Here is a 13111-nt window from a genome sequence, read left to right as displayed (position 1 = left end):
GTCTCCTTACTGGTTCTGTGGCGACCCCGCGCGTTGATCCACCAGTGTCACATACGTGAGGTCAGCAGCGAGGACAACGGCCGGAACGGCTGCAGCCACGCTCCCTGCTCAGGCAGCGAATCCAGGCCGATCCGCGGCAGCGGCTCCCGGAAAACACCGGCGATGTCCTCCAGGTCGACGAAGTCCAAGGTATCCGACGCTAGCGCCCAACTGGCGTGTTCGCGAAATCCGAGGACCTGGACGGGTACCCCGACACGCGCGATTTCCTCCAGCGGCCGGCGGAAGGCCTGACCGTCCGCCGAGGCCACCACCAGTGCTGCCAGCCCTTCTTTGCGCCGCAAGTCAATGTGGCGAAGCATATCGCCGTCGATATCGCTATCCTCGTCGACTTTGGGCTTAGCGAAGACCGCGAACCCAACATTGCGCAATGCGTCTACCCACGGGCGAACGACCTCGGCGCTGCCCGGGGCGACGTTGGTGAACACGGTGGCCTCGGGTTCAATCGCAACGCCCGGACGCCGAGCCGCGATCTCGGCGGCGCGGGCCAGCAGCCAGCGGCCCAGGGCGTCGAACCGCGGGCGTTCCAGGGCCGTCGGTCGACGCCCGAGAATCGAACCCAGACCCATGTCCAGGTTGGGAGCGTCCCACACCAGCAGCACACGGTAACCCGGCGCGGTGAAACCGCACACTTCGTCAAGCGACGGCACCGCCGCGGGAGGCGACAGCGCGGCGCCGGGGTCGGCCGACGTCGCGGTGGCTTGTTGCGTCAGGGTCATCTCAGCGTCGTTCCCAGAGGAGCTCGAAGACCGGGCTGCCCGCAAGCCGGGCCTTCGTCTCGTACTTGGTGGTTGGCCGGGCAACCGAAATCGCCAGCGGTTGCTTGTCGGGATCGACGCGACACAGCCGGGGTTCGGCAGCGGCGCCCTCGATGATCTGTGCGGCATAGCCGGCGTGGTCGGTGGCGACGTGCAGCAGGCCGCCGACCCGCAGCCGGTCGGCGATCAGGATGATGGTGGCCGGTTGCAGCAGGCGGCGCTTGTGGTGGCGCGCCTTGGGCCACGGATCGGGAAAGAACACCCGGACACCGGTCAGCGAACCCGGCGCGATCAGACGTTCGAGCACGTCGAGGGCGTGCCCGCGGATCAGCCGGACGTTGTCGACGTGCTCTCGGGCGATCGCCGAGAGCAGCTGCGCCAGCCCTCGCCGATACACGTCCACCGCGATCACGTTGACACCCGGCTCACATTTCGCCATCGCCAGGGTGGAAGTGCCGCTGCCACAGCCAATTTCGAGAACGAGTGGGGCATCACGGCCAAACCAGGTGGCGGTGTCCAGCCGCGCGGCCCCCGAGGGGCTTAGTGCCGTGGCTTCCGCACCCAACGTGGGCCATAGCCGTTCCCAGGCGTCTTTCTGGGCGCTCGAAAGAGCCGAACGGGCCGACCGCAAACCGGTGGTCCGGGGATAGCGGCTCGCAGCACGCCACGGGGACGACCTGGCCTCCGGTGGCTGGGGCGAAGTAACCAATCCCGCCTCGCGCTGCGCGTGCATTTGTCTATGGTGGCCCATAAACCCATGATGTGGCCGCAATGTGGGGCAGATCGATATCCAACGGTTGTTTTCCACCGCGAGCGGGTGGGGTGGCTCGCGTCTGGCAGGCACGGGTGACACCATGCGGGCACGGCTCACCCATGCGGGCCGGGGTGGTTCCCGCGGCCGCTGGGAAAGCTGGGTCAATGGACCGGCCTGGCGACGATGCGACATGCGTGGACAGGGGCACCAGATTTTCGTCAACGAGTTGAACCGATTCGCTGCCGACGCCGCCGATCCGAGGGTGGCCGCGATCGCCCGCCGGGTCGCCGCACCACTGCGGGTCAGCGTGTCGGGACGCCGCGGGGTGGGTCGTGGCACCGTCGCCCACGCCCTCGACCGTGCGGGCTCCCGGCGCGGGATCGTGGTGACCCCACCGTCCGGTGCCGCGGACGTGGCAGTGTATGTCATCGCGGAGGTGGTCAAACCCGAGGACCGGGACGCTATCGTCGCAGCGCGCCACCCGGTTTTGGTGGTGCTGAACAAGGCGGATTTGACCGCCCCGCCGTCCGGCCGGGTGCCGGACGGTCCGATCGCGGTGGCGCGCGGCCGTTGCCGCTATTTTTCGATGCTCACCGGAGCGCCGACGGAGCCGATGGCCGGGTTGCTCGCCGTCGCCGCGCTCGACGATCTGCTCGATGACGGGCTCTGGGCCGCGCTGCGAGCGCTTGCCCGGAGCCTCTACTCGGATACGCCGGACCCCCTGGCGGCCGCCCGGCCCGCCGTCTCCGCCGCGGTGTGGCGGCGATTGGTGGACACTCTCGACGCGTTCGGCATCACGCTGGCGGTCGCCGCGGTCCAACAGGGCCGGCCGGATCGGGACGTCCGCACGCTCCTGCGCCACGTCAGCGGTGTTGACGCCGTCGTCGAGCAGATCACCGCCCTCGGTGCAGAAGCTCTCTACCTGCGGATACTCGATGCGGTCGCCGAACTGGAGGCGCTTGCTGTCACCGACGGCCGGCTTCGGGAGTTTCTGTCCAGCGACGACACGGTGATCGCCCGGATGGCCGCTGCGCAACGGGTCGTCGGCGAGGCCGGCCCGGAGGCCGAACGGTCCGACGACCCGGTCCGGCACCTGTTGCGCGCGGTGCGCTGGCAGCGCTACGGCCGGGCTCCGCTGAGCGTGGTGCACCGCTGCTGCGGCGCGGACATCGTGCGAGGATCGCTGCGGCTCTGGTCGCGCTGTGATGGCTCACCTCGATCTTCCACCCCTGTCGCAGGCGGGCGAACCGGGGACTCGCCATGAGCGCCATGAGCAATGCGACCCCCGATGGCCCCGTCGCCGAGGTCGACGCGCTGGTGGCCGCGATCAGGCCCCGGTTGACGGCACCCGCTATCCGCCATCGTGACCTCGTGCTCGTGACGGGTCCGTGGCTGGCCGGGGTCAGCAGCGTGGTCGCGGCGCTACGTGAGCGGCTGCCCCAGTATGCCTTCGCCGAGTCGAATGATCTCGCACCCGGCGACGCGCCACGGGCAGTGGTATTCGTCGTGTCGGCGGCCGCCGTTTTGACCGGCTCCGACTGCGCGGTGCTCGACGCCGCTGCGGCCAACACCGATGTGGTGATCGCGGTGGTGTCCAAGATCGACGTGCACCACAAGTGGCGCGACACCCTGGCCGCCGACCGCGAGCTTTTGGCGGCGCATGCATCGCGTTATGGCCAGGTGCCTTGGGTAGGGGTGGCTGCCGCGCCCGACGCCGGTGACCCCCGGCTGGATGATCTGGTCGCCGTGCTCGAAGAGCGGCTCGCCGATCCGGGTATCGAGCGGCGAAACAGGTTGCGCGCGTGGGAATCCCGACTGCAGGGAATCGCAGTTCGCTACCATCGCGACGCCGAGGGCGCCGACCGGCGGGCGCGCGTCGACGCACTGCGTGAGCAGCGCAGCGCCATCCTGCGGCAGCGGCGGCTGTCGAAGTCCGAGCGCACCGCCGCGCTGCGCAGCCAGATCCAGCAGGCGCGGGTTCAGCTGTCCTACTTCGCGCGCAACCGGTGCGCGTCGGTGCGCTCTGAGCTGCAGGAAGACACGTCCGGCCTCACTCGGCGGAGATTGCCGGAGTTCGCCGCCTACGCACGCGGGCGGATGCAGACCGTGATCGCCGAGGTAGACGAGGGGGCCACCGCGCACTTGACCGACGTGGTGCAGGTGCTCAACCTGCCAGTGGACCTGCCTCCCGGCGGGGAGCAGCCCCGGCTCGAGATCGCAGACCCGCCGCTGAAATCCCGGCGGCAGGAGGCCCGGCTGACCATGGTGTTGGGCGCCGGTTTCGGGCTTGGGGTCGCGCTGACGCTGACTCGGCTGTTGGTCAACCTCGCCCCCGGGCTGGCCGCCCTCGGGATCGCCGGGTGCATGGCAATCGGGCTGGCGGTCACGGTCTGGGTGGTGGGCATCCGAGGATTGCTGCATGACCGTGCGGTGCTGGACCGGTGGGTGGGCGAAGCCATCGGGTCGTTGCGTGCGGCGTTGGAGCAGCTCGTCGCGACCCGGGTGCTGGCCGCCGAGTCGGCGCTGAGCGCCGCGCTGGGCGAACGGGACGAGCTCGAGAACGCCCGGGTGGCCGGGCAGGTCAGTGCGATCGATAGCGAGTTGCGGGAGCATACTATCGCGGCGGCGCGGGCCGCAGCCCGGCGCGACCGGGAGATGCCGACATTGCAGGCGGCGCTCGACGCGGTGCGGGCGGAGTTGGCCGGATCGGACAAACCTGAAACCGACGAACAGGTCAATGCGGTGGCGGCACGGTTGGGTTTCGACGACGCCCGCGGCGACGACGCTCGGCCGGGCGCGACGAGCGCGAGCGACAACGCAGATCACGGCTCGGAATCGTGCCGGTGAGCGAGCCGATACCAGGCCGGCATATTTCCGATAAGTCACCCGCGATAACCTGGATTAGGCAATCGTAACGTCGTATGCGCCTAATGCGTGCCCGACGTCCACGACGATGCCGGCGCCGCAATGACACCGAGTAGGCGAGTAGGAGAGAGTGATGACGTCAGCGACCATTCCCGGGCTGGATAGCGCACCGACAAATCACCAGGGGCTGTTGTCCTGGGTTGAAGAGGTGGCCGAGCTCACCCAGCCCGAGCGGGTGGTCTTCGCCGACGGCTCCGACGAGGAGTGGCACCGGCTCGCCGAGCATCTGGTCGAAGTGGGCACGTTCAAACGGCTCAATGACAAGGAGTACCCAAACTCCTATCTGGCGCTTTCCGATCCCTCGGACGTGGCGCGAGTAGAGGCCCGCACATTTATTTGCTCCGAGCGGGAGATCGACGCCGGACCAACTAATAATTGGATGGACCCCAACGAAATGCGGTCCGTCTTGACGGAGTTATACCGCGGATGCATGCGCGGCCGCACAATGTGGGTGGTGCCGTTCTGCATGGGCCCGCTTGGTGCCGACGATCCCAAGCTGGGCGTGGAAATCACCGACTCCGAATACGTTGTCGTCTCAATGAAGATTATGACCCGGATGGGAACACCCGCCCTGGAGAAGATCGGCGACAACGGGTTTTTCGTCAAGGCGCTGCATTCTGTCGGCGCCCCGCTGGAGCCGGGCCAAAAAGATGTGCCGTGGCCATGCAACGACACCAAGTACATCACGCACTTTCCGGAAACGCGCGAGATCTGGAGCTACGGCTCCGGCTACGGCGGCAACGCGCTTCTCGGCAAGAAGTGCTATTCGCTGCGCATCGCCTCGGTCATGGCCCGCGACGAGGGCTGGCTGGCCGAGCACATGCTAATCCTCAAGCTGATCTCCCCTGAGAACAAGGTGTACTACATCGCGGCGGCCTTCCCATCGGCGTGCGGCAAGACCAACCTGGCGATGATCCAGCCGACGATCCCGGGCTGGCGTGCCGAAACCCTGGGGGATGACATCGCCTGGATGCGATTCGGGAAAGACGGCCGACTGTACGCGGTCAATCCGGAAGCCGGGTTTTTCGGGGTGGCACCGGGCACCAACTGGAAGTCCAATCCCAACGCGATGCGTACCATTACCGCGGGCAACACGGTGTTCACCAATGTCGCGCTCACCGACGACGACGAGGTGTGGTGGGAAGGCCTGGAAGGTGACCCGCAGCACCTCATCGACTGGCGGGGCAACGACTGGTACTTCCGGGAGACGGAAACCACTGCCGCACACCCGAATTCACGTTACTGCACACCGATGGCGCAATGCCCGATCCTAGCACCAGAATGGGACGATCCCCAGGGTGTGCCGATCTCGGCGATCTTGTTCGGCGGTCGCCGCAAAACCACCGTGCCGTTGGTCACCCAGGCGCGCGACTGGCACCACGGTGTGTTCATCGGCGCCACCCTGGGTAGCGAGCAGACCGCTGCGGCCGAAGGCAAAGTCGGCACCGTGCGCCGGGACCCGATGGCCATGCGCCCGTTCTGCGGCTACAACATCGGTGACTATTTCCAGCACTGGATTGACATCGGGAAGAACTCCGACGAGTCCAAGCTGCCGAAGGTGTTCTTTGTCAACTGGTTCCGCCGCGGTGACGACGGGCGCTTTCTGTGGCCCGGCTTCGGTGAGAACAGTCGCGTGCTGAAATGGATCGTCGATCGGATCGAGCACCGGGCCGGCGGCACCACGACGCCGATAGGCATCGTTCCCGCCGTCGGGGATTTGGATCTCGACGGGCTGGACATCGACCCCGCTGATGTCGCGGAAGCGCTTGAGGTCAACGCCGATGAATGGCGCAGGGAACTTCCGCTTATCGAGGAGTGGCTGGACTTCGTCGGGGAAAAGTTGCCCAGCGGCGTGCGAGACGAGTTCGAAGCGCTTAAACAGCGGCTCGCAGGCTAAGCGCGAGCGGCTCGCAGGCTAAGCGCTCAGCAGGCACCGAACGACCAATCACCGCTGGCCGCAACGATTTCGGCAGGTAGACTGCAGCGGGCCCGGTGACCCGGCGCACCTCCTTTCACCGGCCGCCAGGCTCTGATGCCACCGTGGCCGGTCCGGATCGTCCGGCGCGGGTGGGCGGCGGACTGATCACCGGGTGGCACGACGCCAGCACCTCACACCCGCTGGTGCTGGAGGTCGTCGCGGGGTCAGACCTGGCCGCGGCGGCATACCAGCAGGCCGTCGACCACGGCTATCGCTGGCACGAATTGGCGATGGCACGCTGCTGCCGGAGCGAAAAGATGGGTGGCTCGAACGGCGGCCTGCGGACCCGAGCAGCTGACACCCGTCAAGCCTGGCGGCTGGGGATGGCAGCGTTTTGTGGACGGATTCAAGCGCAGCGGGATTCGGTGTTCGGGCTGCCCGAGCTGAGCCTTGGACTGATTCTCGGAGCAGGCGGCACCGTCAGCGCGACGCAGCGGGTAGACGTTAGCGCACAGCGTATCTGGCTCTTGCAGGTAAGATCATCGATCCGACGCCAGCGTTGCGGTAGGGACTGGTCGATGCCGTGACGTCCGACGACAGTCGTTAGGAGACAGTGCTCTCGACCGGGGCGGGGCTTAGTGCCTCGATTTGGCGGGCGATTTCGACGGCGTGATCGCCAAGCCGCTCCAGCAGGCGGGCGATCAAGCCCATTTCCAGCAGAACGGGTTTCCTGATATCCGCTGACGCCAACTCCGCGCTCAGGCTGGCATGGAGTTCGTCAAGTTCATCGTCGTCTTCCTCGGTGTCGTCCGCGATCTCCACGGAGCCGCTCAAATACACCGCGACCAGCTGCTGCCACATTTGCGCAGCGCCGTCAATTGATTCGCTGATCAGGCAGCGCACCCGCTCGGGCAACTCCCCCGCAAGGCCGGTAAGGCCCCTGCGGGCCAACTGCGCAGCTTGCTCGTGCGCGCTGACCAGCTCCGGCAGAATCCGGAACACCGTCAGCAGGAACTTCAATTCCCCTGCGAAAACGGGTGCCTGGCGAACGAACTGATTCATCACCAGTCGCTCCACCTGTTCGTAGAAATCCTCGATCTCCTGCTCGCTGGCTTCCACTGCGTCAGCGGCCTTTTCATCGGCTTCCAGAAACGCTGCACCCGCGTTGCGTATGTCTCGCTCAACCAGCGAGATCATCTGCTGGACGGCCACGTCGATGTCTTTGAAGCGTTGGTGATACGGCACCTGCATCTCTGTCACGAAAGGCACCATATCGCCGCGTCACGGCGGGTGCACGAGCAATCTCACGGAATCGTCAGAACCGTCGCTTCCTGTACCTTTCGTGTTCACCGGCCGGCTACGCATCATCCAACCTCGGTGTGTGGTGATCCCGTCAGCAGCGCCGAGCGCCGAGCGTGCGGATAAGAAACCCGACCGACGACGAATGTGGTCGGCGCTTAACCGGGCCACGTCGCGCCCCGCGTCTCGGTGTCTGGACGTCCGTTAGTTAGCCGTCGAGTACGCCGTGCTCGCGAAAGAACCGCACTGTCGCGTCGATCATGCCGGGGCCGTCGAGCAATTGCGGACTGTTGTGGCCCGCCCCCGGAACGAGGACGAATTGCTTTGGCCCGCAAGCGGCATCATAGAGCCGTCGGCTGAATTCGGCAGGGACCAGGGTGTCGCGGTCGCCGGCGATCACCAGCAGCGGCACGGTCAGCCCGGCGATCCGGTCGATTGACGGATACCGGTCGGTTAGCACTGCCGCGACCGGTAGCCACGGGTAATGCAACCGCCCGACGTCGGTCAGCGAGGTGAACGGCGAGCGCAGCACCAGCGCAGCCGGCAGCGCCTCGAGTGCCAGCCGAATCACCACCGCCGCGCCCAGCGACTCACCGAAGTAGACGATGCGGCCGGGATCGACGTCCGGGCGAGCGGCCAAGAATGCCAGCGCTGCTCGAGCGTCGGCGGCCAGCCCGCGCTCCGAGGGGTGGCCGGGGTTGCCGCCGTAGCCGCGATAGTCGAACAGCAGCACCGCCAGGCCCGCTCTGTGCAGGGCGGCGGCCAGCGGTGCCCGCATCATTCGGTCGCCCGCGTTGCCGTTGCAGACCAGCACCGCCGGCCCGCCGGCGGGGGCCGGCAAAAACCAAGCGCCCAGACGGATTCCGTCTTCGGTCTGCAGCACGACGTCCTGGCCGCCGGGCAGCACGCCGGCGACGGAGGGCACCGGCTCGCGCGACGGAAAGTAGATCAACCGCCTTTGCGCCGATGCCAGCAGCGGGACGCCAATCACGAAGCGGCGCATTTGCGAACCCGCGCAGATTCGCTCGCGTGTCTATCGCGGCACGGCACCCCGGCGGCGCTGATCATCACGGCCGACAGCACCAGCCGCACCGCTTCCAGCTGAGCCAAGAGCGCCGACTTTTGCCGGGTCGTCAACGCAGGTAGCGGCAGCATGGCGATGCGGTCGAGCACAGCATCAAGGTCGCCGATCGCGGCAAGGGCGTTCTTCGCTTCATTCGTAACCATGTGGGAACGCTATCCCTCGGCACCGACAATGCGGCGAGCCGATAACTCCGCAGCGGAAGGGCGCAAACCAGCTCGGCGAACCAAGCGCGTGCGCCGCACTATCGCTCGGGATCGCGGCAATGACGTCAGGCTCGCAGAGTAGTCAGCAATTGCACGCGGTTCCCGAGAGCGCGATCCAGGCCAAACGGCCAAAAACGGTCGCAAACGGAAGCGGTTGTGTGCATCGCACCACCGTGGCCGCGCCCCGGGCGGCCAACGGGACCGTTCACCCCGGCAGCGGCCACCTAACCGCGCCTACGGCCCGTCGTCGTCTTCTTCGTCGCGCAGCAGTTTTTCGGGGTGATGGTAGGTGTTGGTGCGGGGTTGTCCGTGGTCTCGATGGGCAGGGGGGATCCATTCGGTGTCGCCGTTGGCTCGTTTGCGGGTTTTCCAGCCGCCGGATGTGACCAGCTGATGGTGCGGGCCACAACCGAGGGTGAGGTCGTCGATATGGGTTTCTTTGGTCTCGGCGAACTCCGTCACGTGGTGCACTTCGGTTAGGTACCCGGGCACATCGCAGCCCGGGAAGCTACACCCGCGATCCTTGGCGTGCAACACTATCCGTTGTCCCGGAGAGGCCAGCCGTTTGGTGTGATAGAGCCCGAGCGCACGCCCCTTGTCGAAGATCGCCAAATAGTGGTGCGCGTGAGAGGCCAGCCGGATCACATCACTCATCGGCAGCAGCGTGCCGCCGCCGGTGAGCGCCTTGCCGGCACCGGATTCGAGCTCGGCCAAGGTGGTGGTGACGATGATGGTGGCCGGCAGCCCGTTATGCTGACCGAGCTCACCTGAGGCCAGCATGGCCCGCAGCGCAGCACCTACGGCGTCATGGGCCCGCTGCGATGCCGTGCGGGTGTCGGCCTCGATGGCCGCCTGGCAGGGGGTGCCGTCCACGCATGGGGTTTGATCCTCCGGGTTGCACATGCCAGGGGCCGCCAATCTGGCCAGCACGGCATCGATCGTGGCGCGCAGTTCGGGGGTCAGATAGCCGCGAATCGGGCTCATGCCGTCGATGTCTTGCTTGCCCAGGATCAGGCTGCGCCGGCGGGCTCGATCGGTATCGGTGAAATCGCCGTCGGGGTTAAGACAATCGGCCAGTTTGTCGGCAAGCTTGGCCAGCTGGTCCGGCCGATACTGCTGGGCCAGCCCGGCCAGATGCGCCTCGGCCTTCTCCCGGGTGGGAGTGTCGACGAAGCAGGGCAGCCGGTGCCAGAACTCCCGGATCACCCGCACGTGGGCGGCCCCGATCCGTCCCGCGCGCTGCGCGGCAGCCGTCGCGGTCAAGACCGGCGCCAAGGGTTCTCCAGTGAGCGCGCGGCGCGGACCCAGATCGGCGGCCTCGGCGATACGCCGGGAGGCCTCCCCGCGGGTGATGCGTAACCGCTCGGCCAGCGCGAATGCCAACTTGCCGCCCAGTTCGGTCTGATCGGCATGCTCGGCGACCTTATTGATCAACGGGTGCTCGATCGTCGGCAGCAGGCGCCGCACTATCTCACAGCGCCGCAGTAACGCCAAGCACTCCGGAGTGGTCAACGAGTCGACCGACAACTCGCAGGCGCGGCGCACGTCAGCCTCGAGCTCGTTGAAGACCTCGACGATCTCCGCGTGACTCGAACACATGTTTGAATAATACCGTAACGATCCGACGGTCGCAGAAGTTATCCACAGGAGGAACTGGCGTGGCGCAATTGTTTTGAGTGCTCTCAAAGATCGGCGACTTCGGCTTGACCGGCCTTCTCGCTTCTTTCGACATCATGCGGCGACGGTATCCTCAACGCCGAAATGCAATAGTGGGTGGATCACCAGCTCAAACGTGGCCCGCGGGCTTCGCAGGTTCCCTCCCAGCGGACTGGCAGGCGCGCTGCCTGCTGATGCTGCCTAGATCCCGCCGCGGGCGACCAGCTGCCCGGCGATGATGTTGCGCTGAATCTCGTTGGTGCCCTCACCGACGATCATCAGGGGGGCGTCGCGAAAGTAGCGTTCGACGTCGTATTCGGTGGAGTAGCCATAGCCCCCGTGGATGCGTACGGCGTTCAACGCGATCTCCATCGCCACCTCGGAGGCGAACAGCTTGGCCATCCCGGCCTCCATGTCGCAGCGCTGGCCGCTGTCATAGCGCTCGGCGGCGTAGCGGGTGAGCTGACGCGCGGCGGTGAGCTTGGTTGCCATGTCGGCCAGGTAATTGCCGATGGCCTGATGCTTCCAGATCGGCCGGCCGAAGCTCTCCCGCTGCCGGGCATACGCCAGCGCATCCTCCAGCGCGGCGGTCGCGACCCCCAAAGCCCGCGCCGCCACCTGGATGCGACCGGTCTCTAAGCCCTTCATCATCTGCGCGAAGCCCCGCCCGGGCACCCCGCCCAGGATCGCCGAGCGGGGCACGCGGAAACCGTCGAACGACAGCTCGCAGGCTTCCACGCCCTTATACCCCAGCTTGGGTAGGTCCCGGGACACCGTCAGACCCGGGCCGGGCTCGGCCAGCACCACCGAGATGCCCTGATGGCGTGGCGTGGCCTTCGGATCGGTCTTACACAGCAGCGCGATCAGCCCGGAGTGTCGCGCGTTGGAAATCCAGGTCTTAGACCCGTGGATCACCAGCTGATCTCCCTGCGGCAACGCGGTGGTCGACAAGTTCTGCAGGTCTGAGCCGCCACCGGGCTCGGTCAGCGCCATGGTGGCCCGCAGCTCACCGGTGGCCATCGCCGGCAAATACCGCCGCTGTTGTTCCTCGGTGCCAAACAGCGCCAGCAGCCTGGCGACGACGGTGTGTCCGCCCATCGCGCCCGCCAGGCTCATCCAGCCGCGCGCCAGCTCCTGGGTGACCAGCACATAGCAGGGCATCGACACCGGTGACCCGCCGTATTCCTCGGCGATGGCCAGCCCGAATATGCCGATGCGTTTCATCTGCTCGATCCATGCCTCGGGGTAGGTGTTGGCGTGTTCGAGTTCGCGTACGCTCGGCTTCACGTCCCGGTCGATGAACGCCCGCACGGTTGCGACCAGCATGGCTTCTTCGTCGGTCAACTCGTTGCTCAGCATTGCTACCTCCACAGCGGGGCCGTGTTGACCCGCCGTTCACAAGACTGCCAGCATGTGGCGTTGTGACTTCGAGCGGCGGGCAGACCGGCTCGCGGGCGGGCGGGCCGTACTTCGACGATCTCTCGGTGGGCCAGGTCTTTGACTCTGCGCCGGCGATGACGCTGACCCCCGGGCTGGCGGCGGTGCATCAGGCGATTGTGGGGGACCGGCTGCGACTTGTCCTGGATGCCGATCTGGCCGCCGCGGTTACCGGCGCGCCAGCGGCGCTTGCGCATCCGGCGCTGGTGTGCGATGTGGCGATCGGGCAAAGCACGCTGGTCACTCAGCGCGTCAAAGCCAACCTGTTCTACCGCGGGTTGGCGTTTCACCGGTTCCCGGTGATCGGCGACACCCTTTTCACCCGCACCGAGGTGGTTGGGTTGCGCGCCAATGCACTTAGGCCAGGCCGCGCGCCGACCGGGCTGGCGGCGCTGCGGATGACCACCGTCGACCAGGCCGACCGGTTGGTGCTCGACTTCTACCGGTGCGCGATGCTGCCCGCCAGCTCCGGGTGGCACCCCGACGACGCGGTCCGTGGCGACGATGTGTCCGCCATCGGCGCCGACGCGGCGGCGCCGGCGTCCGACCCGACCGCCGACTGGGACGGCCGGGCATTCCGCAGACGGGTGCCGGGCCCGCATTTCGACGTGAGCCTGGCCGGCACCGTGTGGCACAGCACCGGCGATGTGGTCTCCAGCGCCCCCGAGCTTGCCCGTCTCACCTTGAATATCGCCGCCACCCATCACGATTCCCGGGTCGGGGGGCGCCGGCTGGTGTACGGCGGGCACACCATCGGGTTGGCGCTGGCCCAGGCCAGCCGGCTGCTGCCGAACCTGGCCACGGTGCTGAGCTGGCAGTCCTGCGACCACACCGGCCCGGTGCACGAGGGTGACACCTTGTACAGCGAGTTGCACGTCGAGTCCGCCGAACCGACCGCCCGGGGTGGCGTGCTGGGTTTGCGGTCGCTGGTCTACGCGGTCAGTGACCGCGACGACGAGCCCGACCGGCAAGTGCTGGATTGGCGTTTCACCGCGCTGCAGTTCTAAGCGCGAGCGGGCG

At 67.0% G+C, this 13111-nt stretch carries 12 protein-coding genes; 5 read left to right on the top strand and 7 right to left on the bottom strand.

Annotated features, from left to right (window positions below):
* Positions 1-47: 47 nt before the first annotated feature.
* Both MSM1_RS05525 and trmB read right to left on the bottom strand, forming a co-directional pair.
* Complete coding sequence (locus tag MSM1_RS05525) at positions 48-776, bottom strand: NYN domain-containing protein (protein ID WP_213440550.1); 729 nt, start codon at positions 774-776, stop codon at positions 48-50.
* Between the two features lies 1 nt (position 777).
* Positions 778-1566, bottom strand: coding sequence for a tRNA (guanosine(46)-N7)-methyltransferase TrmB (gene trmB / locus MSM1_RS05520; RefSeq protein ID WP_213440549.1), 789 nt, complete (start codon positions 1564-1566; stop codon positions 778-780).
* A gap of 193 nt (positions 1567-1759) precedes the next feature.
* On the opposite strand from trmB, the gene MSM1_RS05515 reads away from it, so the two are divergent.
* From MSM1_RS05515 to MSM1_RS22880, 4 genes are all read left to right on the top strand, one after another.
* Complete coding sequence (locus MSM1_RS05515; RefSeq protein WP_213440548.1) at positions 1760-2833, top strand: hypothetical protein; 1074 nt, start codon at positions 1760-1762, stop codon at positions 2831-2833.
* 5 nt (positions 2834-2838) lie between these two features.
* Entirely contained in the window at positions 2839-4416 is a 1578-nt protein-coding gene (locus MSM1_RS05510; protein WP_236054755.1) for a hypothetical protein, read from the top strand.
* Between the two features lie 151 nt (positions 4417-4567).
* Positions 4568-6391, top strand: coding sequence for a phosphoenolpyruvate carboxykinase (GTP) (locus tag MSM1_RS05505; protein WP_213440547.1), 1824 nt, complete (start codon positions 4568-4570; stop codon positions 6389-6391).
* A 143-nt stretch (positions 6392-6534) separates the two neighbouring features.
* Positions 6535-6999 carry a hypothetical protein gene (locus MSM1_RS22880; RefSeq protein WP_374101656.1) on the top strand — a complete coding sequence of 155 codons (465 nt, stop codon included), beginning with the start codon at positions 6535-6537 and terminating at the stop codon, positions 6997-6999.
* Between the two features lie 16 nt (positions 7000-7015).
* Here MSM1_RS22880 and MSM1_RS05495 read toward each other — a convergent pair whose 3' ends face one another.
* From MSM1_RS05495 to MSM1_RS05475, 5 genes are all read right to left on the bottom strand, one after another.
* The gene (locus MSM1_RS05495; RefSeq protein WP_236055495.1) at positions 7016-7663 is read right to left on the bottom strand and encodes a PhoU domain-containing protein; all 648 of its coding nucleotides are present in this window, start codon (positions 7661-7663) and stop codon (positions 7016-7018) included.
* Positions 7664-7919: 256 nt separating this feature from the next.
* A complete protein-coding gene (locus MSM1_RS05490) occupies positions 7920-8714 on the bottom strand; it encodes an alpha/beta hydrolase (RefSeq protein WP_213440545.1) in 795 nt (264 codons plus the stop codon).
* Positions 8699-8938, bottom strand: a complete 240-nt coding sequence (locus MSM1_RS05485) for a hypothetical protein (RefSeq protein ID WP_213440544.1) — start codon at positions 8936-8938, stop codon at positions 8699-8701. Before MSM1_RS05485 ends, MSM1_RS05490 begins: the two co-directional genes overlap by 16 nt.
* Positions 8939-9232: 294 nt before the next feature.
* Positions 9233-10597, bottom strand: a complete 1365-nt coding sequence (locus MSM1_RS05480) for an HNH endonuclease signature motif containing protein (protein WP_213440543.1) — start codon at positions 10595-10597, stop codon at positions 9233-9235.
* 258 nt (positions 10598-10855) lie between these two features.
* On the bottom strand, positions 10856-12013 hold the full coding sequence (locus MSM1_RS05475) for an acyl-CoA dehydrogenase family protein (protein WP_213440542.1): 1158 nt from the start codon (positions 12011-12013) through the stop codon (positions 10856-10858).
* A 62-nt stretch (positions 12014-12075) separates the two neighbouring features.
* Here MSM1_RS05475 and MSM1_RS05470 point away from each other — a divergent pair, with 62 nt between their 5' ends.
* Entirely contained in the window at positions 12076-13098 is a 1023-nt protein-coding gene (locus MSM1_RS05470) for a MaoC family dehydratase (protein ID WP_213440541.1), read from the top strand.
* Positions 13099-13111: the final 13 nt, after the last annotated feature.

The organism is Mycobacterium sp. SM1, assembly GCF_018361265.1.
GTDB lineage: Bacteria > Actinomycetota > Actinomycetes > Mycobacteriales > Mycobacteriaceae > Mycobacterium.
The sequence above is the reverse complement of the archived record's forward strand: the minus strand, read 5'-3'. Positions and strand labels throughout refer to the sequence as shown.

Bases quoted from the DNA above. Each gene is read 5' to 3' on its own strand.
- MSM1_RS05505 (WP_213440547.1), top strand. From the start codon at position 4,568: ATGACGTCAGCGACCATTCCCGGGCTGGATAGCGCACCGACAAATCAC.
- trmB (WP_213440549.1), bottom strand. From the start codon at position 1,566: ATGGGCCACCATAGACAAATGCACGCGCAGCGCGAGGCGGGATTGGTT.
- MSM1_RS05510 (WP_236054755.1), top strand. From the start codon at position 2,839: ATGAGCAATGCGACCCCCGATGGCCCCGTCGCCGAGGTCGACGCGCTG.
- MSM1_RS05485 (WP_213440544.1), bottom strand. From the start codon at position 8,938: ATGGTTACGAATGAAGCGAAGAACGCCCTTGCCGCGATCGGCGACCTT.
- MSM1_RS05480 (WP_213440543.1), bottom strand. From the start codon at position 10,597: ATGTGTTCGAGTCACGCGGAGATCGTCGAGGTCTTCAACGAGCTCGAG.
- MSM1_RS05495 (WP_236055495.1), bottom strand. From the start codon at position 7,663: ATGCAGGTGCCGTATCACCAACGCTTCAAAGACATCGACGTGGCCGTC.
- MSM1_RS05475 (WP_213440542.1), bottom strand. From the start codon at position 12,013: ATGCTGAGCAACGAGTTGACCGACGAAGAAGCCATGCTGGTCGCAACC.
- MSM1_RS05515 (WP_213440548.1), top strand. From the start codon at position 1,760: ATGCGTGGACAGGGGCACCAGATTTTCGTCAACGAGTTGAACCGATTC.
- MSM1_RS05525 (WP_213440550.1), bottom strand. From the start codon at position 776: ATGACCCTGACGCAACAAGCCACCGCGACGTCGGCCGACCCCGGCGCC.
- MSM1_RS05490 (WP_213440545.1), bottom strand. From the start codon at position 8,714: ATGCGCCGCTTCGTGATTGGCGTCCCGCTGCTGGCATCGGCGCAAAGG.